The following is a 26,061-nucleotide window of genomic DNA, read 5'->3' on the forward strand; positions in this document are numbered from 1 at the left end:
ACGTCCTTATGCTTGCGGTTCGTCAGCTAAAGGACGCTGGCGTAAATTAACGTGAATGTTCACATCAGTTTTAGGCAGACTCTGACAGGCCAAAATCATTCCTTGAGCGATGGCTTCAGCTGATAAAACATATGCGCTGTCGGTTAATTGTTTCACTTCGCCCGCAACCAACTTGCATCGACAAGCACCGCAACTGCCTACTCGGCAATGATGCGGAAAGGCAATGTTGGCGGCCAACGCGGCGGTTAAAATAGAGTGTTTAACGCTAGTTTGCGCTATCACTATTTCATCATTAATGGTTAGGCTAACCGGTTTGGCAGTAAACATAGACAACATACACATTCCTTGGTGATTAAAGGTTTACTGTACGCCAACCAGAAATATAACAAAGAGGGAAGAATGGACATTAAGGGGTCATTAATAGACAAGCACAGCAAAATCCGTTACAACTAACTCAAAGCCATTAATAAGATTGCTATGCAGCTGCTTCCTGTATTTTACTTAAACCAAGTGTATCAACAGCTGCGCCTGTGGGAATGCAATGTCGATATATGGCTAGCCCATAACGGCCTTATGCTTGAACAACTACAAGACCCTAACTTTCAAGTGACTTTTGATGATTATCAACGACTGATAACGTCTGCAATTCATCTATCGGCACGGCCAGACTTGGGCTTACATGTCGGCAGCCGAATAGGCATTAACACCCATGGCATGATGGGATTTGCCATCCTTAATAGCAGTACCCTTAAACAAGCTGTTGATACATTGAAGCAATTTATCAATACACGCACACCATTGGTTAATGTTAATACCCATGAAACCGCCAGCAGTATGGTTATCACACTGCAAGCGATACAACCATTGGGCGTGATTCAACAACCGTTTATGGATGCTTTGCTCGTCACCATTGCCAACTTGTTACAACAAACCACCCCGTTGTCACCTGCAATAAGCCAGGTTAATTTGGGGTTCGCTGCACCAGCCTATTGGCAGCAATACTCCGCATTACTCAAAGTACCAGTGCATTTTAACCAAGCCAGTACCCAGCTAATATTAACTCAAGCATCATTAAATCAACGCTTGGATATGGCCGATCCCAGCTCGTTTATTCAAGCCAAACAATGGTGTATTAACGAACTTAAAAAACTTGATTTACAGCAAAGCCTTAGCGATAAGTTGTATCAGTATTTACTACAAAGTCCGATGCCACTACCAAGCTTAAGCGATACAGCCACGCATTTTAATATGACCCCACGGACTCTTCATCGCCATTTAACCCAACAACAAACAAGCTATAAAAACATTGTCGCGTCGGTGAATCACCATATTGCGAAGCAATACTTATCGCAATCTACTGGCAGTATTAAGCAATTGGCATATCAATTAGGTTATGTTGATGTGGCTAACTTTCGACGGGCATTTAAACGCTGGCAAGGCACCACACCCAGTGAATACCGCCAGCAAAAAAGAGTAAAATAAAATTCGATTTAGGAACATAAGTGACTAAGCACTAACTAACGAAGTAACTAACTAAACACTATGTAACTAAACACTAAGTGATTAACTAAGCCCTAAGTAAGTAACTAAGCTATTAACTAACCGACAAAATCCGTTAATCAATAGCACTAATGTAATTAGCTAGATTGAACTGTATGTTTTTGGTTTCTAGCATAACGGGCATAGGCGATTAACAAGCCAGCACCTAAATACATCGTTAAACTATACACTCCAGCCACCACAGCATAACTCGGGGCTTGCAGTAAACTAATGCAAATAAGCATTGCCATAGTGGAGTTTTGTAAACCAATTTCAATGGCCAACGTTAGGCTATCTTTGTGGCTTAATTTGAATAGTTTGGCAGTAATTACGCCCACCATCATGGCAAGAAAATTTAACAACATGCATGCAATAAACACCTCGTTAAAAGCGTCGCTGATAATGTCACGTTCTTGAATCACCACCCCAGTAATCATCAACAATAAAAACACTAATGCAAAGCGCCTAAAATACACCTCAACCTTCACAGCCCAATCGCGATAATAACGTCGCACAATCATGCCAAACATAATCGGTAGTAAGGTAATCACCAATAACCCTAATGAAATGCTGCTTAACGACACCTCAATATCATGGGTTTCACTAAAATAGCTAACCGCAAATTGGATGATAAACGGCGCGGTAAAAACACACACAATGCTACTCAGTGCAGTCAAACTCACTGACAATGCCAAATTCGCTTTGGCTAAGTGGCTAATTACATTTGAGGTAGTCCCACCGGGGCAGGCAGCCAAAATCATTAACCCTATCGACATCGCTGGCGATAAGTCCATCAACAAACAAAGCGTAAAAGCCAACAAAGGCAACACGATAATTTGGCCAATAAAGCCGCCAATAATCGGCATGGGAGTTTGCCATAAACGTAAAAAATCAAATTGAGTTAAACTTAAGCCCATGCCAAACATAATAAACGCCAGCGCAAGTGGCAGCAGTATTTCGGTAATAATCGAACCTGTCATTGGGAGTAACATCCTTGCCCGCTAAGCAGACTTAGCGAGTATCATAAGCTTCAGTACAGAATACGTTCTTGCGAAATATAACTGCATGAATACGGTTTTATCAAAATCAAACCGTCCTTTGGCGTCGTTAACTGGCTTAATCTAAAAAGCTGTTATCTTGCGCCAACATGACCTGATACAAAGGCTGAAAATTACCCCAAGTCACTAAATCTGAGCCATTAATTTGACGAGTTTTAGTCGCAATATCATGGCCAATCAATTTAAGTTCACCCGCTGCCTGTGCCAATAACTGGCTATGGCAGCAACTGTCTAACATGACAAAATTAGCCGTTGCCGCATCAACAGACTTGCCTACGGTAAGCAAACCATGATTTTGCAATATCACCGCAGCATGACCTTGTAGCGCTTCTGCGATCATGTCGCCTTCAGATAAATCGGCGACCACGCCGGTAAAGGTGTCAAACACGCTGTGGTTTTCATAAAACATACAGGCATCTTGAGAGATAGGTTTAAGTAACTCACCTAGTGATGAAAATGCACGCCCATAAGTAGTATGGGCATGGGCCACTGCGTTGACATCTGGGCGCGCATGGTGAATACGCGAATGGATAGCAAATGCGGCATTATTGATTGGGTGCTTGCCCTCCAAAATATTGCCTTTATGATCAACTCGCACTAAATCTGATGCTTTAATTTTAGAAAAATGCACCGCTAATGGATTAACCCAAAATGACTCAGGATCAATACAATCACGCAAGGTAATGTGCCCCGCTAACCCTTCATCAAATCGGTAATGGGCAAATACCCTAAATGCCGCGGCTAAGCGCTGTTTTTCATATTGTTGTTGCTGTTGTTTGTTATCAAATTTTGGCGGTAGCGGCATTGGATACATATCAGTACCAATAGTCATTTTTTGAATTTGCTGTGCTTGAGTGTCATTTATTGCGGTCATGTTGAGTCTACTTTTATTAGTTTAGTTTGACTTTAATTTAACCAAGCCTAAAATAAATTCAAATGATACTAAATCATAGATAACTATTAATATGCTGCATAGTAAGATTGATTTAAACTTATTCCTCATTATGAGCACGGTATATCAGCACGGCAGCATTACTGCTGCGGCCAGTAAACTGCACCTAACACAACCCGCTGTAAGCCATGCTATTGCTCGGCTACGCGACAAATTTAACGACCCATTATTTGTCCGCCATGGCCGTAAAATGGTGCCAACTGCCTTATGCCAAAAAATCATTCCCGACGTGCAACAAGCGCTGCTGTTACTCAATAATACCGTTAGCCAACCCGCGACATTTGACATACAACAGCACAAACGCGAGATAAAACTAGGCTTAAGAGACATATTAGAGTCAATGTTCTTTCCTATTCTCATGCCCGATTTACTCAATAACACCCCCAATATCACCCTAAACAGTCGTCAAATTAAACGCACTGAACTTGAGCCGTCACTGGCGCAGCAAAGTTTAGATATTGTTATCGATGTACTGATGCCAACCCATAAAGATATTTGCAACACTCTAATATGCAGCGAACGATTTTCACTAGTGTGCCGCCAAAACCATCCGATATTACAGCAGCTCAACCTCGCCAATTATGCCGCCGCATCTCATGCATTAGTGAGCTTAAAAGACTTCAGCATCGACACCGTCGACATGGCGCTCGCCCATCAAGGCGTTAGCCGCAATATTGCATTACGTTGCGAGCATTACTTTGCCGCCATCAGCGTGATCTGCCAATCAGATTTGATCATGACCATGCCAAACACCTACGCCATGTTGTTACAACAAACCATGCCAATTGTAGTGTCGCCATTGCCCTTTGAAGTACCAGAACTGGCGGTACACATGTATTGGCATCAACAAGCCCAAGACGATCCGGTAAATCAATGGATCAGAAATAAATTGCTTAATATCTCGGCCCAGTTGTTTTAGTTTCTGTTAAGTAGTTAGTAAGTCATAAATAAACCGTAAGAAATAAATCGCAGAAAATAGTCAAAAAATAAAAACCCTTTTTTATATTTGCACCGTTTACACTCATAACAGACCCACTTTACCTGAGTGTAAACAGTATTTAGCTAACCACTAGCGGAGTTATCAATGAACAAAATATTACTCACAAGCATCATTTCTGCCTCATTATTTACCTTAACCGCCACCAGCAGTTTATCGCCAGTACAAGCAGCTGAGCTCAGTTTTGCTCATATTGAAACAGTGGGAACAAGCACCATTGAAGCTGCAGCAGACATGGCTATTATTAATGTTCAAGTATCTATAGAAGCCGATAGCGCTAAAGCGGCTAAAGACAAAGCCGACGAAGCCGTTAGCCAATTTATGCAACGATTACTCAAAGCTGGAGTCGACAAAAAACACATCCAAAGTGCTAACTTACAACTTAATCCGCAATATATGTATGTGCAAAATGAACCGCGTAAACTCACGGGTTATAACGCTAGTCGTCAAATGACCATTACCGTAATTGACCTTAACAACTTAAATGAATTACTCGACAGCGCTTTGGTTGAAGGGATTAATAACGTTAATAATATCGAGCTAAAGTCGAGCCAAGAAGCCAAAATTATTGCCCAGGCTCGCCAAGCCGCGATTGATGACGCCAAGCAAAAAGCTCAATCTTTAGCCAAAGGCTTTGGTGAACAAATTGCTGGGGTATGGCAAATAAGATACTTTCCGCAACAAGCCAATCAGCCAGAAATGTACCGCGCCAGCATGAAAATGAATGCCGATGTAGCGCAAACCTATCAACAAGGCCAAGTTAACATTAGCGACAGAGTTGAAGTGGTTTTTAGATTGAAGTAGCAATAAACAAGCAGGTTGAATATCATTTATTCAGCCTGCTTTGTTGTAACAGCCATTGTTGTAACAGCAATGGCTATAACAGAAATGGTTGCAACAGCGATGAATCCTCTCATCACAACCAACTGTCCACAATTGTGAACAATGACAACAAATCATCACTCTCCTAGCAATAATTACGACATAAAACCACAAGTAGTTAATTGTTTATTATAACATTAATATAAAATACATATTTAATCGCAATAAAAATGATCTAAGTCACATCTGAAAATCACTCCTCAAATTAAACTTGATACATAGACTGTAGATGCGAGCGCAAGGTTATCAGCTTAATCTGCCATTGCTGACATTAATCCCATTTTAGGTTTAGTTTTTTATGCCTATTGACGCCCTACTCGTCCCATCCTCAAAGGCATTAGACTTTGCCCGTGACTCAAAAAATGAAAAGGCTTTGCAATGATTGATATCATTATCGACGGAACAACACTTTCGCTTCCTAAAGCTGACAGCTTGTTAAAGGCAGCAAAAAACGCCGGTATTAACATCCCTAGCTTATGTGATTATTCTCATCGCCAAGAGAGACAACACTGCAATTTGTGCCAAGTACAAATCAAAAACCAAGATGGCAGTTTACGATGTGTTCGCGCCTGTGAAACACCGCTAGAAACGGGTTTAGAGGTCATTACTCAGTCGAGCCACTTAAGCCACCTTCGTCAACAAGCACTCAAAGATATTCTGAGTGATCACTTTGCTGACTGTGAAGCGCCCTGCCAAACCGCCTGTCCTGCCGGCGTTGACGTGCAGTCGTACCTGTATCATATCGGCAGAGGTGATCATAAAGAAGCCGTCAAAGTCATCAAGCAAACCTTACCTTTACCCTTGTCTATTGGCCGTGTTTGCCCGGCTTTTTGTGAAGCCCAGTGTCGCCGCGGACTGGTAGATGAACCTGTGGCAATTCGCCAATTAAAACGTCATGCAGCAGACTTAGATTTACAAGATGCAGAGTCTTATGTCCCGCCAAAAGCACCCGCTACCAACAAGCGCATTGCGATTATCGGCAGTGGCCCAGCAGGACTCACCGCCGGCTATTATTTGTCTAATAATGGCCACGATGTCACCATTATGGAGTCGGCCCCTAAAGCAGGTGGCTGGTTACGTTACGGCATCCCAGAGTACCGCTTACCTAAAGATATACTGGATAAAGAGATTGAACTGCTCACCCGCAATGGACTTAAGATCAAGACCGGATGTGCACTGGGTCGTGATACCAATTTAACCGAGTTAGTGGCCAATTATGATGCGGTTTGCCTTGCGATTGGGGCACAAAAAGCCGTGCCAATGAATTATCCTGGCAGTGATTTAATCGGCTGTTATTTAGGTGTGGACTATTTACGCGATTATTGCACCGACAAAAAATTGATTACAGGCAAAAAAGTGGCCGTCATTGGTGGCGGTAATACTGCCATTGATTGCGCCCGTACCGCTGTGCGCGATGGTGCAGATGTGACCTTAATCTATCGTCGTAGCCGTGATGAAATGCCAGCTGAGCCCTATGAAATACATGAAGCAGAAGAGGAAGGGGTTAAGTTTCATTTTCTCACTAATCCTCTGGAAAACCACAGCGATAACCAAGGCCGGGTCAAATCCGTCACCTTTGCTAAAATGGCGCTCGGTGAGCCCGATGAATCTGGTCGCCGCTCCCCTAAAGCGACCGGCGAAACCTTTGAAGAAGCGTTCGACACCGTAATTCCTGCGGTATCTCAACAAGTGGATTTAGCCTTTTTAGACCAACCAGAAAATCAAATAGACACTGGCCATATCGCCCTGACCCGCTGGCATACTTTCCTTGGCTGCGAGCAAACCATGTCTGCTGGAGTGGAAAAGCTATTTGTTATCGGTGATTCCCGCACCGGCCCAGGTACTGCAGTTGGTGCGGTGGCAGATGGCCGCAAAGCCGCTGAAGCCATTGAAGGATTATTAACTGAAGGCTTAACATGTCATTTAGAGCCTGGACTATTTAACTCACGAAAAGCCAACAAAACAGCCTCGTTATCTGCAGCGCTACATCCCAACGCTTACCCTAACTTATACCCTGAGACAGCCAAACGTCGTCGCTTAAAAATGCCAGAGCTAAACCAGCTCAATCGAGCGCTTAACTTTGCCGAAGTAGAGCTAGGATTCATTCCCGATGAAGCAATGCAAGAAGCTATGCGTTGTTTAGAGTGTGCTTGCCAAGCCAATACCGATTGTAAGTTACGCGATTACGCCACCGAATATAAAGTCGACGGAAAAACACTGGATCAAACTCAGGCGCGTAAATTTAAAGTCGATAACAGTGCGCCTTTTATTACTTTTGATGCTAATCGCTGCATCAGTTGCGCCGCTTGTATTGACGCTTGCCATCAGCAAAGTGGTCATAACGTTATCAGCTTTGAAGCCAATAGTTATCAAGCACTACCCGATGCTACAACAGCAGGCATTAGCCGCAATGCCCCTCGTGTTGGCTTTACTGCGTCGATGAATGACAGCGATTGTGTGCAATGCGGTAACTGTGTTCAAGTTTGCCCTACTGGCGCTTTGGTTGATGCCCGCGATAAAACCCAAGGCAGCGACAGAGCGTTAACCAAAACCTCAACCGTGTGCACATATTGTGGCGTTGGTTGCCGGGTTGAACTGCATGTCGACCAGACCAAAAATCATGTAATGCGAGTATCTGGTGACATTCAATCAGTGGTCAATGAAGGCATGCTATGTGTTAAAGGGCGCTCTGGTTTTGACTTTTTAAACAGCCCTAAACGCCTTACCACACCATTAATTCGCAAAAATGGTCAGCTACAACCGGCCACTTGGAGCGAGGCTATTAGTTATATAGCACAGCAACTTCAACCGATTAAAGATGCTGCTGGGCCAAGCAAGTTTGCGGCATTGTCTTCAGCTAAATGCACCAATGAAGAAAACTATTTAATGCAAAAATTCACCCGTAGCATTATGGGCACCAACAACATCGATCACTGCGCACGACTATGTCATTCATCATCTGTTGCAGGGTTATCCGATACCATTGGCGGCGGGGCCATGACCAATGATATTCCCAGCATTAAAGAGTCCGATGTTATTTTTATCATTGGCTCCGATACCACCAGCGCCCATCCTATTATCGCCTCTCACATTAAAAGAGCGGTCAGCCAACACGGCGCGCGCTTAATTGTGGCGGACCCAAAGAGAACGGCTATTGCAGACAGTGCCCATTTATATGTGTCACATAAACCGGGCACAGATGTGATGTTACTCAATGCCATCATGCAGCAAATTATCATCAATAACTGGCAAGACATGCACTACATCAATAGCCGTATTGAAGACTATGAATTGCTCAAGCAAGAAGTGATGAAGCCAGATTACAACTTAGCCAATGCAGCGTTAATTACTGGTGTGAGCGCTGAAAACATTGCTGCTATGGCAAAAATGATTGGTACCGCGGATAAAACCGCCTTGTATTATGCCATGGGAATTACTCAACATACCTCGGGTTATGACAACGTTGTGTCCACCTCCAACTTGCAATTGCTGTGTGGCAACATTGGCGTAACGGGCGGCGGACTAAACCCACTACGTGGCCAAAGCAATGTGCAAGGTGCCTGTGATATGGGCGCGTTACCCAATTATTATCCCGGTTACCAAAAAATCAATCCGAGTAATAACGCTAAATTTGCCAAAGCTTGGGGCAATACATCGCTAAATTCAGAGATAGGATTAGCAGCAACTGAAATCATGCAGGCGATTGTGAAAGGTAAACTCGATGCTCTGTATGTTTTGGGAGAAAACCCAGTGCTAAGCGATCCGGACCAAGCTCACGTAATCGCTGCACTATCCAAAATTAAATTTATGCTGGTGCAAGATATCTTTTTAACCGAAACCGCGCAGATGGCTCATGTGGTACTCCCCGCGACCGCCTTTGCTGAAAAAGATGGCCATTTCACCAATACAGAACGTCGGGTACAACAATTACGTGTCGCGTTAACCCCTCCAGGGGATGCGATTGTAGACTGGAAAATTATCCAAATGATTGCCAACAGCCTTGATGCTAATTGGAATTACCACAGCACCAAAGATATCTGGCAAGAAATTAACCACGTCACCCCGCAATATCAAGGCCTTACCTGGCAACGACTTGAACATAAGGTAGATGGTTTACAGTGGCCATGCTTTGATGAAAACCATCCTGGCACACCGATTTTGCATACCGAAACATTTTTACGCGGTAAAGGCAGAATGATGCCAGTGAGTTATCGACTACCTGCCGAAATGCCCGATAGCGAATATCCATTAACCCTTTCAACAGGCCGTTTACTGGAACAATTCCATACTGGCACTATGACCCGCAAAACCCCAGAACTGGATATTAAAGGCGCGCCCAGAGTAATGATTTCGGTTTTTGATGCCGAGCAATTGGGAGTCAATAACGGTGATATGTTGAAACTGAGTACTCGCCGCGGAGAAATAGACATAGCCGCCTTTGTGACTAAGCGGGCTCAGGTAGGAGTATTATTTTTACCATTCCACTTTGCCGAAGCCGCAGCCAATAAACTGACCATTAATGCATTGGATCCCATTGCAAAAATTCCAGAATATAAGGTGTGTGCCGTTAAAGCAGAAAAGTCACTGCAGCCAAGTGTTGTTGCTTAAGCAGAGCCTAGCTCACATCATACTAGTAGCCTAGTAGCCTAGTAGCGCTACGCTGCTAGGTCGCTGCGCGGCTAGATCCTATAAAATCAAGAACCTAGCAGGACGTAGTCCGCCCTAGCAGCGAAGCGACCCTAGCAGGACGTAGTCCGCTCTAGTTGCGAAGCGACCCTAGCAGGACATAGTCCGCTCTAGTTGCGAAGCGACCCTAGCAGGACGCAAGTCCGCCCTAGCAGCGAAGCGATCCTAGCAGGACGCAAGTCCGCCCTAGCAGCAAAGCGATCCTAGCAGGACATAGTCCGCCCTAGCAGCGAAGCGATCCTAGCAGGACGTAGTCCGCCCTAGCAGCGAAGCGACGCTAGTCTTTTTTGCTTAGCGCAACAATAACAATGGGATGTGGCTTTTACTGATCATCCGTGTCGTGTTACTACCAACAAAAAACTCACGAATACGTGAATGACCATAAGCACCCATTACCATTAAATCAATTTGGTGTGCTAGCTGGTAAGCCTCTAGAGCCGTTTGCACCTCGCCCTGACAAACCGCAGTTGTTACCTCAAAACCAGCCTCGGTAAGAGAGTCTGCAACTGAAGTCAATTCGGTCAGCGCTTGAGACTGATTGTCAGACACCATCACTAAATGGCATGCGAGCCCTTTAAGTAGTGGGCTGCTTATCACTCGTTCAAGCACGGTTTTCGAAGTAGCACTGCCGTCATAAGCAATCATAAAACGGCTTGGCATTGTAAAATCAGCCATCACCACTAAAATCGGCTGTTTAAGCGTGCGTATAACACTTTCTAAATGACTGCCAATCGCTTGCGCTTGATCTTGATGTTGCTCACCTTGACGACCAATAACCACCAGTCTGGCATCAGCTTCCTGCTCAAGTAGCGTTTCCACTAAATCGCCATGGCGCTGCAGTGTTTGCACAGTCACAGAAGGTTGCGCCGCCACAATGCTCGTTTGCGCATCTTGTAGCATATATTTACCTTGTTCGAGCGCGAGTTTGCTCATGCGCCCTTCAAGTTCAACCATTTCAGCAAGCAGATGCTCTCGGCTACCAAGGCCAATATTTCCCGACAGATTTAACTCTGTAGGATAGGCAGACTTATCCAATACATGTAGTAAAGTCACTGGGGCATTCAACTGCATAGCCGCCCAGCCACTAGCATCAGATACCGCGCGTGTTGCTTTTGAACCATCGATACAGGCAATCACATTTGTCATCATTATTATCCTTTTATAGTGTTGCTATGGGCTTAGTGACCTGACATCATTTTTTCAACGTCTTCGGGTTTATCATGCACACCAAATTTATCCACAATGGTAGCGCTGGCTTCATTAAGACCAATTAACTCAACTTCAGTGCCCTCACGGCGGAATTTAATCACCACTTTATCGAGCGCCGATACCGCAGTAATATCCCAAAAATGTGCCAAAGATAAATCAATAGTCACCTTATCAACCACTTCTCTGAAATCAAATGAGTTGCTGAACTTATCTGCTGAGGCAAAAAAGACTTGGCCAATAATTTGATAATGACGGCCAGTGTCTGCTGAAGTGTCGGTGTTTTTAACCACCATAAAACGGCCCACTTTATTGGCAAAAAATAACGAGGCAAGTAACACACCTACAAATACCCCAATCGCTAAATTATGGGTAGCGACAACCACAACAACTGTGGCAACCATCACAAGATTGGTCGATAAAGGATGATGTTTAAGATTACGAATAGAATCCCAAGAGAAGGTTCCAATAGACACCATGATCATCACGGCAACGAGTGCAGCCATAGGGATCATTTTTAACCAATCACCTAAAAACACGATCAAGATTAGCAAAAACAAACCGGCAGAGAATGTCGACAAACGCCCACGCCCGCCTGATTTAACGTTGATAATTGATTGACCAATCATGGCACAACCTGCCATGCCGCCCAATAAACCAGCACCGATATTCGCAATACCTTGGCCCTTGCATTCGCGGTTTTTATCGCTTGGCGTATCGGTTAAATCATCAACAATGGTCGCTGTCATCATCGATTCCAATAAACCCACAACAGCAAGACCAGCAGAGTAAGGGAAGATAATCATTAACGTTTCAAGGGTTAATGGCACTTCTGGCCAAAGGAAGATTGGTAACGTATCAGGAAGTTGTCCCATATCGCCTACGGTACGGATATCTAATCCCATGTAAACCGCAAAAATGGTTAAGCCGACAATACAGATCAAAGGTGACGGCAATGATTTACCAATAACTGGGATGAGTGGGAATAAGTAAATAATACCCAGTCCAGCGGCGGTCATAGCGTATACATGCCACGTCACATCTGTGAGCTCTGGCAACTGCGCCATAAAAATTAAAATGGCGAGTGCGTTCACAAAGCCGGTCACCACCGAACGCGAGACAAAACGCATCAAACTACCAAGCTTTAAGTAACCTGCTGCAATTTGAAATATGCCGGTCAATAACGTTGCTGCTAATAAATACTCAAGACCATGCTCTTTAACTAAGGTCACCATCAATAGCGCCATAGCACCCGTGGCCGCAGAGATCATTCCAGGACGTCCACCCGTAAACGCGATGACCACAGCGATACAGAATGAAGCGTACAAACCCACTTTTGGATCAACCCCAGCAATAATAGAAAAGGCAATCGCCTCAGGAATTAACGCTAGCGCGACGACTATACCTGCTAACAGATCTCCACGGATGTTGGAAAACCATTCTTTTTTCATGTTTTGTATCATGTATTTTACTCTGTTTTAATGTTAGCCAATATGCCAATAACATATGTTAACGCCTGATATATCAGCGTGCGTCAGCGGTGAAATTAACTCATTAATGCGACAAAATGATATTGGATAGTGATATACAACAAAAACTACCAACATGGCAGCAATTACGGACGGATCTTAACGATCCAAATAGGGAGGGAAAACTAATGCGGCTTAATATTCATTATGGAAAAACGACCTCGGCAATATGTGTAAATTAGGCTTAAAATTTATTAAACGCGCAGTGCATAAAAATGCAGCGGCAAGTATAAAGGGTTGCATAAGTAAAATCAAAGCGTTTAAACAGTAACACCGCGGACACGTTTACTGGTTTAGAGCCTTGTCAGAGCAGTTAAAGTGGATACAACACTCAACTATCCCCTTTTAATGCTCAACTGAACAAAGCCCAACGTTATGATGAAGAGATAACCGCAATTTTTTCTGAGGTAAATTTGTTGTACGCAACGATTAAGCCGTAAGCCATTAATACTGAAACACACTCTGAAATAGAACCCAATAGCCGGAATGCTTCATAAGCAGAGCGAGGAATTAACGTTGCATAAGTTGACCCGAAACTTATTATCACTAGCAGAAAAAATGGTAACTGCATCAAAACAGCAGCCTTAACATTAAAAGGAGACCTAGGAACAACCTTTAATTGCTTGCGGTTTCAGCGCCTAAATTAACATCATTTTTGAGTATCAACACCACTAAATAGATCAAACCAAATAGCGGTACAATTGATAATACAGCGCCAAGCACGCCCGCCATAATCGGTGATTGTGTTTTACGACGACCAAGAAAATAACTGATAACACCCACTAGCAATGCGAAAATAACAATTAACTGGCCAACCAGCGTTGCATTAATATTCATCAAAACTCTCCTTGTTGTTTTATACATAATACAGCCTAAAATACCTCTACCAAACGGTCGCAAGGCATTTATTAACAAGCATGCTACATTTGCTAGCGATTTGATGCAAAGCAATTAATGTCAGCGCTTAACAATAAACCATGCGCTATGAAGCTTGAAATTCATTACAGCGTTTACATTTAGCGACATTATCGTCGTTATAATCACAGTTTAATCCCTATACAAACAACCCAGTAAACTTGCCATTTTGCACAATTATCGGTAGTTTTACTGCATTGAACGACGTAAAAATAATAACAAAGGATTACGGATGGGAAACATACTTTGGGTGGCCTCTTACCCTAAATCGGGTAACACTTGGGTACGCGCATTTTTAGAAAACTATATTCAAAATCAAGATCAACCGATTGATATTAATACCATGCACACCATTTCGACGGCAGAGTCGGCCGCGCATCGTTACCAGCATTATTTACCAAAAGACAAAGCTGCCACCACCGAGCTGACGTTAGAAGAGGTGAGTGTATTGCGGCCACAGGTTCAGGCAGATATTGCGCATCAAGCTAATGGCACCACATTTGTAAAAACCCACAACTACCTAGGCGAATACAACGGTCATCCACTGCATAATTCCTCAGTCACATCTGGGGCAATTTATGTGGTTCGTAACCCGCTAGATGTGGCAATCTCAATGGCCAATTACTTTGGTTACAGCATCGATGAAGCCATAGCTTATATGGCAGAAGAAATGACTGGCACGCCAAATGAAGCACCGCATGTGCCACAAATTATTACCTCTTGGTCTATGCATGTGTCTAGCTGGACTGCCGATGATGCCTCAAAGCTGATTTTACGCTATGAGGATATGCTAGATGATCCTAAAAAGGTCTTCCGTAAAGTAGAATCCTTTTTAGGTTTGAAAAAAGATCCTGTCCGCCTGAAAAATGCCATTAAGCACTCCTCTTTTGCTCAACTAAAAGCCCAAGAAACTAAACTCGGCTTTGTTGAAAAACATGAAAATGCTAATGCCTTCTTTAGAAATGGTGGCAAGCATCAGTGGAAAACCAAACTGACACCAGAACAAGTACAAAAAATTGTTGATACCCATTACGAACAAATGAAGCGATTTAAGTATTTACCAGCAGGTATGTAATGCCAAGTAAAAGGCATTAAATCCTGACTCAGATTACTCATAAAAAAACGTCCTATCGCATTAGCCATAGGACGTTTTTATTGGATATCACTTTCAGTTTGTAAGCATATTAGCTGCGTTTACGGTAAGCCATAACCAGCAACACAATACCCGCGAATAGAAACGGTAAACTTAACCACTGGCCGGCACTGAGCATTGACTCATGATATGCCGCTTGGCTGACTTTCACGCTTTCAATCGCGATACGCGCAGTAAAGACCAATACCAAAAACAAACCAAAGATAGCGCCGTGTTTTTGCTTCATATTGGTGTATTTATAAATGGCGAATAAGCCGATAAATATTAATAAATAGGCAAACGATTCATACAACTGCGCAGGATGGCGCGGCAACATATCAATACGTTTAAAAATAATGCCCCATGGCTGATTAGTGGGTTCGCCCAAAATTTCTGAATTAGCAAAGTTCGCCATACGCACAAAAAAGCCAAATATGGCTGTCGCAATAGCTAAACGATCGAGTAAAAACAAAAACGGTAACTTCACTTTACGTTGGTAAAAATACAGACCCAATATCGCTCCTAACCCGCCGCCATGGCTAGCAAGGCCGCCTTCCCAAATCGCAAATATCTTCAGCGGATGAGCAAAGTAATACCCAGGGTCATAAAAAATACAATGAGCTAAACGAGCCCCAACAATAATGCCAATAACGCAATACACTAATAGGTTATCAAGAGACTCAACATCTAAGCCTTCTTTTTTGTAAAAGTGCTTCATCACCTGAAAACCAGTGGCTATAGCCAACGCAAAAAGCGCGCCGTACCAATGTACGGTTAATCCCATAAACGAGACTAATATAGGATCAAAATCCCAAACGATGTGTTCCAAGTTACCTACTCCAGATTGATATGGTGTTTTGTCGCGTTATGCTAAAACAACTTTACGACAGATGATACATAGATACTTAAGCGAAGAGAAAGTTTCATTAACTAATCAACATTGAAGCGCTAAATAAGGTAACATTTAGCGTTATTTACTGCTGATAAACTGCATTGTTAGAGTTAACCAAATGATGGCCGATAAAACCGAATACCATATTGATATTACCGAGCACAGTACTGACGCTATTGAGCTTTTGGCGCAAGCCAGTAGCCTGAGCAAGCAAGTATTGAAAGATGCTATGCAAAAAGGTGCTATCTGGCACAGCCATGGTAAGCAAACTAATCGTATTCGCCGCGCAAAAAAGCCTTTGCAACCCGGTGACAAACTGCATCTCTATTACAATCAATACATTTTAGACGAACAAGTCACACCGGCAGAGTTATTGTTTGATGAAGGCGACTACAGCATTTGGTACAAGCCCTATGGTATGCGTTGCCAGGGCTCAAAGTGGAGCGATCACACCACCATTAATCGCTACGCTGAATTAAATATGCAGCCGCAGCGCAATGCCTTTATTATTCATCGTCTAGATCGTGCTGCTACCGGTTTATTAGTATTGGGACACAGTAAAAAAGCCGCTGCCGCTATTGCTAAGCTGTTTGAAACTCGCGAATTAGAAAAGTACTATCAAGTGATTGTTGAAGGTGAGTTTCCGAGCAATCCCGTTACCATTAATACTCCAGTCGATAATAAGCCAGCACTATCCCACGCCACCTTACTGACCTACAACTCAGAACTGAATCAATCCAAAGTACAGGTGAAAATAGACACCGGCCGTAAACATCAAATTAGGATTCATATGGCTAGCTTAGGCCACCCGGTTGTAGGCGACCGTTTGCATGGCAATGGCGACGAGCACTCGCCCGACCTTGCACTAACATCGTGTTTTTTCCGTTTTGTTTGCCCAATAAGCAACACGCTAAAAACCTTTGAACTGCCAGAGCATTACCGACCAGCATTTATCAACAATTAAGCTATTAGGCAATCAAGCAATTATTGTGCTTATTGTGCTTACACATAACACACAATATTGTTCATCAACATCAATGGAATAACATACTATGCGTCATATCATCGCGTTACTTTGTCTTACTCTTAGCCCTATGGGCATCGGCGCCAGTTTACAACTGCCAGACAGAGTCGAAACGGTATTAGTTAACGGTAAAGCATCACAACAGCAATCTAGCGTAAAACTGGACTTAAGCATGCCCGATAACATGCAACAAATCGCTTTTCGCTATCAAGCCCGTTATCGCGATAATGGCAGCCAAAATAATTTTGTTTCTGATGTTGTTATTTTGCGTTTTCAGGCCAGCGAGCAAAACTACCAACTCACATTGCCGACCATTAACTCTGCCTCACGCGCCAATCAATTTAATGATCAACCTACAATAACGTTAACCGACAATACGGGTAAAAGCATTGTATTTACTCAAGATAAACTGATGAAATCAGGCTTACAAATTGGCCGTGATTTTGCTCAAGAGATCGCACAATATAATGAATCTGGCGCCATAACTGCAATTGCATCAGCTAAACCTATCAACAAAAAAACAGCTACTGCAGCGCCAATTGCACCAGCAGTACCAATAGTACCAGTAGTACCAGTAGCGCCAGTAGCCATAGTACCAGTCGCAAAAACGGCAGAGGTTACCGCAAGTAACAATACCGCCGACACTCAGGTTAATAAAACTGAAAATATCACCCAAGCAGAAATCAGTAGAATGCTCGATTATTGGTATCAAAAAGCTAATCCCAATACCCAAGCAGAGTTTAAAGCCAAAATAAATTGATAATGAAGGGTGTTATTGAACGAAGGTAAAACCTAGAGTTTGAACTTGAATAGTTCGACACTCATTCTTTTGAAACTAATGATTTGAGACTGACTCTTTTAAACTGACTTGTTTAAGAGCAGATATTTTACGATAAAATGTTTGAGATGAATTGTTTGAGATGAATTATTTGAGATGAATTGTTTGCGGCAAAATGTATACGGCGATCTCTTTATAGCTAACCTTTTATAGCAAACTCTTTGTAGAAAATTATTGGCTGTGAAATGCTTATTTTGAAATGTTGGCTGCGAAATGCTTTCTGCGTATGGCTTGCTGCCAATGGTCATTAAACTAACAATCTCATCGGCCATTTTACGGCAACTAGACGTTAACGTTGGGCACAAATATCAGCAAACGTAGCTTTCAATAACCGTTGTAAATCAGCAGGACTTAGCGAGATATCTACGCCTCTTTTGCCAGCGCTAATGTAGATACGTTGATGCTGCTGTGCAGAAATATCGATAATCGTCGGCAAAGGTTTTTTTTGCCCTAACGGACTCACACCTCCTAGTACATAACCACTAGAACGCTCAACGACTAACGCCTCTGCCATGTGGGCTTTTTTTGCACTTGCGGCTTTGGCGATTAACTTCATACTCAACATCGACGACACTGGTACAACCCCAACCACCAGCGCTTGGTTATCTAAGCTCACCACCAAGGTTTTAAACACTTGCTCCGTTGGCACACCCAATTTTTGCGCTGCTTCTAAACCATAAGATTCACTATTAGTATCATGATGGTATTCATGTACTTCAAAATCTATTTTAAATTTTTTAGCTATCTCAATTGCTGGGGTCATGATAATGCGCTCATTTATGGATTCACCGCCAATACTTTGCTTGGCTGATAAAAATGCAGATATCGCAGACAAACATAACTGACAACCACGGTAGCGACAAGCAATTCAAATTCAGCTAATGCATTAATTTGCTGTACATATTCCGCAGCCATGCCAACACTTTCCATCCAAACAGACATCTTAAATAATGCCGTTGCCCCAATCACCATCGGAAACGTAAACGCGGCATAACCAGGACTAAAAGGTAAACGCATCAGTTTGAAAAAACACAAATAGATAATTGCAGTCATTAACACTCCAATACCAAATAATAATCCAACAATGACCGGCGATGGTTGTTCAATTACGGTTAAATAACCCGCCAAAGATAAACTGGCTGGCGCCGCTAAAATCGCTAAGGTTGGTTTGGCTGCATCAGGGATTTGTTCTGTAAATATAAGACGATAAATCATCATCGGTAACATTATGGCATAACTTAACATGCCAAAAATCAGCGCGGCATGAGCAACCCACGCGAGATGAATATTGCCTGAAAACGACACATCTGCCACCACAATACCAATAGGAGGAATAAACCAACTCGGCACCATATGATGCAGAGAAAATTGCTTACTGCGATGATAAATAAACCCGACCAAAAAACCGATGTGTAGCAAAACGGCAAATGACCATAATAAATCACCTGCGAGTGCCGAGGCATAACCCAGCGAATTCGACACCACCATTAACGCCATTGCAAAAGTAGGTACCACGCTACCAACTACTGGATGAGCGAGATCTTGACGTAATAAATCTGAATGTAATAAAAATTTAGCACTTAAAATCAGTAATAATACACTTGCGATTACAGCCCCTGCCCACTGACTATAATGATGGAAATCAACTAGGAGTTCCCAACTCCAACCTAAACTTGCAATACCCAACGCTAATCCAGCCATAGGGGTTGGAACAGTCGTTAGTGTTTGTTTTACTGCTCGAATCATTACAACCTCAAAACAACCCATCAGAGAATAAGATTATATTACGCTTGCACTTTGTTTATATATATCCAATTATATGAAACATACGTTCAGAAAATCTGAACGAAATATCGATCATAACAATAACGATGAAGATAAAACCGTTCACATTAACTTTATAACCATCAAACTAATGCTATTTCAAACTCACTCTATATCAAACTAAGCGGCGCTATGCACATTTCATTAAAGCAGCTCAACGTGTTTACCAGTGTTACCCAACATAAAACCTTAACAGCTGCAGCCGAGGCGCTGTATTTGTCTAAAGCCGCGGTGAGCATGGCACTGGCTGAACTCGAAAAACAACTGGGTCACCCGCTATTTGATCGGGTCAATAATCGCTTGGTGCTTAATCAAGAAGGACACAAGCTATTACCACTGGCCGACGAGCTGCTTAGTAGAGCAAATAATATCAGTCAATTGTTTGATGCAGACCACGCTTTTACGGGTCAATTGAAAATAGGTGCCAGTGACACCTTAGGTAATCACGTTGTACCCGGGTTATTGAGTCATTTTCGGCAGCAACATCAACATTTTTCACAAAGCGTGGTGATTTCCAATTCACGTCTAATCTGCCAAAAACTACTGGATTACGAGTTAGACATTGGCTTGATTGAGGGTAAAAGTCATCACCCAGAACTCATCGCCAGTCAGTTTAGCCATGATGAAATGTGTATTATCGCTGCGCCTCATTTACCCATAAGTCTGCAGGCACAATGGACGTTTAACGATTTAGAGCAAAGTGAGTGGATATTACGTGAAGCAGGTTCTGGCTCGAGAGAGTTTTTTTTGCGCACTATCGCGCCGCAAATAGAGTCGTGGCATGAAGTGTTTGAACTGAATACCACTGAAGCATTAATTAACAGTGTCGCCGCCGGACTTGGCTTAGGGTGTTTATCTGCTTTGGCGGCACAATATGCGATTAACGATGGACGTGTGGCTCAGCTTGATTCTCCAATTAAGGGGAATAATATTAATATGCAGCGACCGTTTTGGTTGGTGGTTCACAAAGATAAATATCACAGCCCGCTGTTGAAAAGCTTTATTGAGTTTTGTCATCAATGGGATAATTCATAAAGCGATGCTTTTATGGGTTCTAGTTCTGCTATTTATGGCTTGCGGCCACTAACGTCGTGGCGCTTCACCATACCTATTTTTCAAACTTCGTTTGAATTAAGATCGCAAGGTTCCACCCTGCACGGGCCAAAAGGGGATCAACAGCAATCCCCTCTTGGATCACCCCTGCCGTTCCGGCAACATTTTCGCTTTTTAACCAAACAACAGCAGCGAAAAAATTGCGACGGAAATTGATCCAGCTTTTAACTTCGTCTTAGTGTTCTTCAGCCTTATTCGAAAATGCTAACGCTTCCGATGGTACATCCTGTACCGCGAAAGCTAGCCTGACGTCCTGTCAGGCTCACGCATTCTTTTATAAAGAGTCTTCAACGGCCTCAAGTTCAGAGTTGAATTTAGACATTTTCAATCATGACTTCTGACTCATTTATGGATAAGGGTGGGTTAGAGTTAAATCTTTTGAAGTAATAAATGTTATTAGGAAAGATAGGGAAATCGGGTTTGTGGTGACTCCTAAAGAAGAGGCCGCTTGTGATGTCTTTTTTGCTTTACTTTTTAGGTGTTGGCTTCTTATGTCTGTTGAATTCACGAGGGGTTAATTGAACTTCTTTGAATTGAAATTCAGCTAAAGCACGGTTGATCCTTTTCAATAGATTCTGTATTTTGTATATCTCGGCTTCTTCGAGATAAAGAGCTTCCTGAAAACGCGCGATAGGTAGTCTTACGTCATGGTCATCAAAGGGTTGTATTGAGAACGTTCGATATTCCATTTCCTCCTCATCTGAATGACTTACTATTTTGTCTCTTAATCTTATAAGCTTATCTTTTAAATCAGATTCTTCAGCGGTTAACTCATATCCAATTGACGATAAATCTAATTTTTCCCGACCTCTTCCCGTTTTGAAAGGCCGTGCAAATGAAACGATTAAAGTAGTTTCAAAACATCTAAATTTTCTAAGATCCACCACATTGTATTTTTTATCATACTCGCACTCTTCCATCAGGAAAGTCAAAGCCGACAATGCTTGTTGAAAATCCCATGCCGAATAGATGATTCTGTTGGAAAGTGAGCTACTTCCATTACTCATATTAACTCTCCCTAAAAGCACCTAATATTTGTATAGTTCGAATGCACATTTAATAAACCTATTATTTAAGCCGTGCTTTAGCAAAAAAGCTTATAAATAAGTACTCTACCAGAGTGATGTAGGATAAACGAGCACGAAAAGGGAAAAGAGACCATTGATATTGACCACTACAATTGTCATCTATCGATTATTAAAAGTAGCTCAATTAGCTTGTTGCTTATCTATGCGACCTATCGCCTGAAACTCGTTTTGGGACAATAGCGGCTTAGAGCTATCACCCTAAGCTGTACCTGGATAGAAATAACTTAGAGTGTTTAACCTATAAAGGGGCTAGGTATTAGAAAAATTATAGGCACTGCAACGTTAAGGGAGGTGAGAGCCAAAAATGTTTAAAATATCTCGTAATGATTCATTGGAATCTGAAATACACGGTCAGATCACTATAACCCTCTTCGAATATAGTCTAGCGATTCAAATCTCACTTTTTCTCATTTAATGTCACTTTTAAAAAATTGTTTGAACGCAATCCCCTTTGTGATACTTTTGTAGCATAAATTCAATTGCTTAAACTCTTATCTACCTTACAGGACGTAATTAATGAACAATAAGATAACTCTATTAGTAGGTTCTATTTTACTTGCTATGACGACACTCACCGTCACTCAAGCAATGGCTGAAACAATGGCTGAAACAATCAAAAAACGCGCTGGCGCTATTGCTGAAATAAAGGGATTCCTCAATGACAGTGATCCCAATATCCGCATAGCGGCACTAGATTCAATGTTAAAGTCTGATGATACAGCAATGCGTGAGATGGCATACTCAATGGGGCTTAATAGTGCAGATGACACTTTACGAGCTATTACTTTACGTAATAAATTTAATAGCCTAAATGTACTCGGTATAAATTTTAAGCTTCCTGAAGACGCAGATGAAAAGATTAAATCTACATTTGCTAAGTATGGTGGTGGGATCGTATTAAATCTTAGAAAGTATGACGAAAAAAATGGTCGTTTTGAATTTAAGCCGAATTACATTGGTGTGTATTATGATGGTAATATTTCAGGATTGATGCTTCAATTTGACGGTGGCTCTTGTAACGGTAATCTAACGTTCAATGAAGAATCGATTTACAGTGGCGATGTCACTTGTAATGGAATTACATTTCCTGCGACGTTAAATATAATCTAATTGATGAAATCGCTGGGTTTTACACCCAGCAATTTAACTCACTTGACGCTACATTATTCTAATTTGCCTTGAATTCCGATAAACTAATTTCAGTCGTACTTCCCCAATGGGTATGAACAACCAGCATTAACCGTTTGGCTTTAATAGGAGATATTTCGACTATTTTCGAATTTCTATTATTAAGCCAAGTGCCTGAATAGATACTTGTCCAACCTCGTTTACCAGTGCTTTTTCGGCTTGCTAGAATTTCAAAGTCTTTAATAAAAGTGAGTTTATCACCGCTGTTATTACTCAAAATTAAATTCTTGATTAATGTTGTTTCTCCGCCGGTTGAGAACTCCACACTCAAGGGTAAGCCTGCTGGGGCAACTCGCCAGCTAGACTCCAAGTTTCCGTCAATTAGATTAGCAATTCGAGAGTCGCTATTTATGGCTGGCTGATTCCAGTTTTCTACTGATAAATTAATTGACTCAGCAGTAACCTCAATCTTGCTGTTTAATTTAGGCTGTGGTGAGAAAGAAGCTGATGATGACTGGAAAAAAGGTAAGATGGTTTCTATGATGCGGTCTTGGCGTAATAGAATACCTTCACTAGTATCTGCATCGATTGACTGTAACATTCCTACGGGGGTTTCATTGATAAACGCCAAACTACCACTTAGGCCTTTGTAAAGCTGTACATCATTTGAAACGGGTTTAACTCTAAGATGTATTAACCCTTTGTCTGTAAGTGTTACAGGTATCAATGATCTACTGCCATCGGCATTAATAGATGAAATGGTTAGCTGAGTTGCATTTTGTAGTAATGCCTCTATAGCACCAAATTGGTTGATATTCGTTTGGCACTCTTTTTGAGCTGCACCCATGACAGAAAGAATTGACAAATCATATCCAAAGGTCTGAATTGGCTCAGCTTCGCCTAAAGATCGTAAATGTGTTCCACTTATCAAAGTCGCAAAAAACTCATCTCCAATTACATGTTCAGGAGTCACTAAATAACATTGATCTAGTCGGTTAAGCAAAAAACCTTGTCCAACTTCACCTGCTGTAACATAGACTTGAGTGACGGCGTGACTCATAAAGCTAGCGCTATAGATAATAATGCCTGTTATAAAATGACGAATTAAGTCTCTATTTAATAGATTCACTTTTTTGTTACTCTTCTTTTTTTGAGGAAATATTAAAAATGAGCTCAGTGAACTCCATTAATAACAGTAAAGTTGCAAATAGTGATGTCACGGCAGTAATAAATGGGTCTTTGGCTAACCTAGCCCAAACTGATGGACTAATGGCATAACCTGCACTGCCTAGTCTTTCAACTTTTACAACTTCTCCAACACCATGACAGGTAATATCTATCGGATTGTCTTTTGTAAGGCGCATAAAACCTTTTACTTGTGAGGCTTGCTGTAGCTCATCATCCATAAACAATTCAACCCTGTCACCTCGATCTAAATTATACTCACCCGCTATATAACGGCCTTTGCTTAAAAATTCTTGTTCAATTATTTTTACTGTGCCACTGAGTAGAATACTATCAACACCAACAGCAACATCTTCCCCTATGCTCAACGCACCAACAAAAGGAAATATTCTTGCTTGAACCAAAGGAATACTAATTTCGATATACGAACCTAATTTCTCTATACCGTTTTCAGTTTCTATTTCACCAACAGACCCTTCATACTTACTGATAACAATAAAAATCTCTTCTGTTGAACGGTTTAACTTTCGGCTGACTATTGCTGACGCACCTTGTGCTGGGGAGAAGTAAACTTCTTGTTGAGTTAGATGCTTTGGCTCAAAATCATTAAAATCACTTAATAAACTGGCTCCTGATATGTCCCATTTATTGAGCTGATTTGAAGTGAACGTTAATGATATGGATTCCGTCTGGCCGCTAATAGTGAATATATTCTCTCGACCAGAAAAAAAGAGAACTGACACGATTAGCATCATGGATATAATTACGAGAACTTTTAACTGACGAGGGCTATATGTTCCATTTAACCTGCCAATACCTATCACCTGAGTGAGTTGTTTAAATCTCACTGACTTTCCTCAAGCGTTTGGGTAGAAAATAGGATGCTGAATTTAACCGATGGCAACATTCTTCCTGATTTACGACGCATTAAAGAAAGCTCATTCGTTCCCTGTAGTAACTTTGACAAACCGACATAACATAAAGTGTCAAACCCCGTTCGCTTTCCATCCTGAATACGTTGACAGCGTATTGTCTCCGTCTCAGTATTTATACTAGGTAACCTTAAAAATACATCACTTCGTCCAGAGCTAACAAATATCGTAACCTCTTCTTTACCTGTGGTTTCTCCACGGGCGGATAAATATAGTTGATTGACTAAACTACCTTCACATTGCCCAGGGTAGGACAATACGGCAAGATCTTCTTTATCTAACTCAGATAAAATTTTAACGTATTCAGTCGGATATTCAGCAGAAATAAAACCCGAACGAGCATTGCCTGGTGGTTGGTATTGATTTAAAGATGTGTATGTACCATCTCTTGACATTACACGCATGCAAATCGTTTCTTCGATGTTCTGATTTGGTATATAAATAGATAAATCTGAAGTGTGATTTCCAATAATAGCCAATCCCGCGATGACTCTACCACTCACTGGCACATTAGAACTATATTGTTCTGAGAAATCAGTATTTAGAAGTTTAAGGTTTAGTTTCTGGTTTGGTTCTACGCAAAAAGCGTTTGCCGAATAAACTAAAGCTAATGCGTTTAACAAAATTAAAAATTTTCCGGCCATCCTATTGCCTTATTATTGCTATATTTACCTGATAGTTAACCATAGATACTATCATAGATAAATGCCTCAAGAGGAATAATTTCACCCTCTAGTATCCATTAACGAACTAGGATATTAAAACAATATAAACCCAATATTTCTAACTCCACTGGCTACTAAAATTTACCACTATAAATTTAGTAATGTATATCTTCAGCAACAGTAAATGTCGCTGGGAGCGATGCCTGACATAAGCAGCATCCAGCCTTCAATAGCTTAGCTAACTTTAGTTGTAGTGGTTACTGGTCACCGTTTTAGATTCATTATTGCAAATCATGTGACATTAGAAAATTCATGGCAAACTGAAATGTATATGTTTCGATTAAGCAATAGCACCAACTCATATTGGGACGTAAATGATTTGCATACCTTGCTCGCAATTGGTGTGATTCAACTCAGAACTTGAGGACGTTGAAGAAAATAGCGTGAGTCCTGACATGACCTTTCTCGCACATCCA

At 41.8% G+C, this 26,061-nt stretch carries 22 protein-coding genes; 9 read left to right on the forward strand and 13 right to left on the reverse strand.

The genetic code is table 11. From position 1 onward, the window contains the following. Nucleotides 1-6 precede the first annotated feature (6 nt). Complete coding sequence (locus tag CXF88_RS05645) at nucleotides 7-336, reverse strand: 2Fe-2S iron-sulfur cluster-binding protein (RefSeq protein WP_157822775.1); 330 nt, start codon at nucleotides 334-336, stop codon at nucleotides 7-9. Nucleotides 337-477: 141 nt separating this feature from the next. Here CXF88_RS05645 and CXF88_RS05650 point away from each other — a divergent pair, with 141 nt between their 5' ends. Beyond that, nucleotides 478-1,482, forward strand: coding sequence for an AraC family transcriptional regulator (locus tag CXF88_RS05650; RefSeq protein ID WP_101085944.1), 1,005 nt, complete (start codon nucleotides 478-480; stop codon nucleotides 1,480-1,482). A 155-nt stretch (nucleotides 1,483-1,637) separates the two neighbouring features. Here the strand turns inward: CXF88_RS05650 and CXF88_RS05655 are convergent, their stop codons facing one another. Together CXF88_RS05655 and CXF88_RS05660 are read right to left on the reverse strand one after the other, a co-directional pair. Beyond that, nucleotides 1,638-2,519 carry a bile acid:sodium symporter family protein gene (locus CXF88_RS05655; RefSeq protein WP_101085945.1) on the reverse strand — a complete coding sequence of 294 codons (882 nt, stop codon included), beginning with the start codon at nucleotides 2,517-2,519 and terminating at the stop codon, nucleotides 1,638-1,640. Nucleotides 2,520-2,655: 136 nt separating this feature from the next. Then, on the reverse strand, nucleotides 2,656-3,462 hold the full coding sequence (locus CXF88_RS05660) for a class II aldolase/adducin family protein (protein WP_101086308.1): 807 nt from the start codon (nucleotides 3,460-3,462) through the stop codon (nucleotides 2,656-2,658). A 100-nt stretch (nucleotides 3,463-3,562) separates the two neighbouring features. Here CXF88_RS05660 and CXF88_RS05665 point away from each other — a divergent pair, with 100 nt between their 5' ends. The 3 genes from CXF88_RS05665 to fdhF all read left to right on the forward strand — a co-directional run bounded on the left by CXF88_RS05665 (nucleotide 3,563) and on the right by fdhF (nucleotide 10,036). Then, nucleotides 3,563-4,468, forward strand: coding sequence for a LysR family transcriptional regulator (locus CXF88_RS05665; RefSeq protein ID WP_101085946.1), 906 nt, complete (start codon nucleotides 3,563-3,565; stop codon nucleotides 4,466-4,468). A 165-nt stretch (nucleotides 4,469-4,633) separates the two neighbouring features. Beyond that, complete coding sequence (locus CXF88_RS05670) at nucleotides 4,634-5,350, forward strand: oxidative stress defense protein (protein ID WP_101085947.1); 717 nt, start codon at nucleotides 4,634-4,636, stop codon at nucleotides 5,348-5,350. Nucleotides 5,351-5,806: 456 nt separating this feature from the next. Next, nucleotides 5,807-10,036 (forward strand): formate dehydrogenase subunit alpha, encoded by a 4,230-nt coding sequence (gene fdhF / locus CXF88_RS05675; protein ID WP_101085948.1) that lies wholly within the window; start codon nucleotides 5,807-5,809, stop codon nucleotides 10,034-10,036. 369 nt (nucleotides 10,037-10,405) lie between these two features. Here the strand turns inward: fdhF and CXF88_RS05680 are convergent, their stop codons facing one another. From CXF88_RS05680 to CXF88_RS05695, 3 genes are all read right to left on the reverse strand, one after another. Beyond that, the gene (locus tag CXF88_RS05680) at nucleotides 10,406-11,260 is read right to left on the reverse strand and encodes a universal stress protein (protein ID WP_101085949.1); all 855 of its coding nucleotides are present in this window, start codon (nucleotides 11,258-11,260) and stop codon (nucleotides 10,406-10,408) included. A gap of 32 nt (nucleotides 11,261-11,292) precedes the next feature. Continuing rightward, nucleotides 11,293-12,783 carry a SulP family inorganic anion transporter gene (locus CXF88_RS05685; RefSeq protein WP_101085950.1) on the reverse strand — a complete coding sequence of 497 codons (1,491 nt, stop codon included), beginning with the start codon at nucleotides 12,781-12,783 and terminating at the stop codon, nucleotides 11,293-11,295. A gap of 681 nt (nucleotides 12,784-13,464) precedes the next feature. Continuing rightward, nucleotides 13,465-13,686 (reverse strand): hypothetical protein, encoded by a 222-nt coding sequence (locus CXF88_RS05695; RefSeq protein ID WP_101085952.1) that lies wholly within the window; start codon nucleotides 13,684-13,686, stop codon nucleotides 13,465-13,467. A 310-nt stretch (nucleotides 13,687-13,996) separates the two neighbouring features. Here CXF88_RS05695 and CXF88_RS05700 point away from each other — a divergent pair, with 310 nt between their 5' ends. After that, a complete protein-coding gene (locus CXF88_RS05700) occupies nucleotides 13,997-14,839 on the forward strand; it encodes a sulfotransferase domain-containing protein (RefSeq protein ID WP_101085953.1) in 843 nt (280 codons plus the stop codon). A gap of 109 nt (nucleotides 14,840-14,948) precedes the next feature. On the opposite strand, the gene lgt is transcribed toward CXF88_RS05700, so the two are convergent. Beyond that, entirely contained in the window at nucleotides 14,949-15,725 is a 777-nt protein-coding gene (gene lgt, locus CXF88_RS05705; RefSeq protein ID WP_101085954.1) for a prolipoprotein diacylglyceryl transferase, read from the reverse strand. Between the two features lie 181 nt (nucleotides 15,726-15,906). Here lgt and CXF88_RS05710 point away from each other — a divergent pair, with 181 nt between their 5' ends. After that, nucleotides 15,907-16,752, forward strand: coding sequence for an RluA family pseudouridine synthase (locus CXF88_RS05710; RefSeq protein WP_101085955.1), 846 nt, complete (start codon nucleotides 15,907-15,909; stop codon nucleotides 16,750-16,752). A gap of 88 nt (nucleotides 16,753-16,840) precedes the next feature. Next, nucleotides 16,841-17,572: a DUF2057 domain-containing protein gene (locus CXF88_RS05715; RefSeq protein WP_101085956.1), complete on the forward strand. Its 732-nt coding sequence runs from the start codon at nucleotides 16,841-16,843 to the stop codon at nucleotides 17,570-17,572. Nucleotides 17,573-17,939: 367 nt separating this feature from the next. Here CXF88_RS05715 and ybaK read toward each other — a convergent pair whose 3' ends face one another. Further along, on the reverse strand, nucleotides 17,940-18,413 hold the full coding sequence (gene ybaK, locus CXF88_RS05720) for a Cys-tRNA(Pro) deacylase (RefSeq protein WP_101085957.1): 474 nt from the start codon (nucleotides 18,411-18,413) through the stop codon (nucleotides 17,940-17,942). Nucleotides 18,414-18,427: 14 nt separating this feature from the next. After that, on the reverse strand, nucleotides 18,428-19,396 hold the full coding sequence (locus CXF88_RS05725; RefSeq protein ID WP_101085958.1) for a TDT family transporter: 969 nt from the start codon (nucleotides 19,394-19,396) through the stop codon (nucleotides 18,428-18,430). A gap of 210 nt (nucleotides 19,397-19,606) precedes the next feature. Here CXF88_RS05725 and CXF88_RS05730 point away from each other — a divergent pair, with 210 nt between their 5' ends. After that, complete coding sequence (locus tag CXF88_RS05730; protein ID WP_101085959.1) at nucleotides 19,607-20,509, forward strand: LysR substrate-binding domain-containing protein; 903 nt, start codon at nucleotides 19,607-19,609, stop codon at nucleotides 20,507-20,509. 545 nt (nucleotides 20,510-21,054) lie between these two features. On the opposite strand, the gene CXF88_RS05735 is transcribed toward CXF88_RS05730, so the two are convergent. Further along, nucleotides 21,055-21,594, reverse strand: coding sequence for a hypothetical protein (locus tag CXF88_RS05735; RefSeq protein WP_101085960.1), 540 nt, complete (start codon nucleotides 21,592-21,594; stop codon nucleotides 21,055-21,057). A gap of 597 nt (nucleotides 21,595-22,191) precedes the next feature. Between CXF88_RS05735 and CXF88_RS05740 the strand changes: the two genes are divergently transcribed. Beyond that, complete coding sequence (locus CXF88_RS05740; RefSeq protein ID WP_101085961.1) at nucleotides 22,192-22,785, forward strand: HEAT repeat domain-containing protein; 594 nt, start codon at nucleotides 22,192-22,194, stop codon at nucleotides 22,783-22,785. 58 nt (nucleotides 22,786-22,843) lie between these two features. Here the strand turns inward: CXF88_RS05740 and CXF88_RS05745 are convergent, their stop codons facing one another. The 3 genes from CXF88_RS05745 to CXF88_RS05755 are packed head-to-tail and all read right to left on the reverse strand — an operon-like array spanning nucleotide 22,844 to nucleotide 25,564. Further along, nucleotides 22,844-23,932 carry a discoidin domain-containing protein gene (locus tag CXF88_RS05745; RefSeq protein WP_157822776.1) on the reverse strand — a complete coding sequence of 363 codons (1,089 nt, stop codon included), beginning with the start codon at nucleotides 23,930-23,932 and terminating at the stop codon, nucleotides 22,844-22,846. Between the two features lie 7 nt (nucleotides 23,933-23,939). After that, nucleotides 23,940-24,836 (reverse strand): hypothetical protein, encoded by an 897-nt coding sequence (locus CXF88_RS05750; protein ID WP_101085963.1) that lies wholly within the window; start codon nucleotides 24,834-24,836, stop codon nucleotides 23,940-23,942. Further along, nucleotides 24,833-25,564, reverse strand: coding sequence for a hypothetical protein (locus CXF88_RS05755; protein ID WP_101085964.1), 732 nt, complete (start codon nucleotides 25,562-25,564; stop codon nucleotides 24,833-24,835). Before CXF88_RS05755 ends, CXF88_RS05750 begins: the two co-directional genes overlap by 4 nt. Nucleotides 25,565-26,061 lie beyond the last annotated feature (497 nt).

Source organism: Shewanella sp. ALD9 (genome assembly GCF_002836315.1).
Lineage (GTDB): Bacteria > Pseudomonadota > Gammaproteobacteria > Enterobacterales > Shewanellaceae > Shewanella.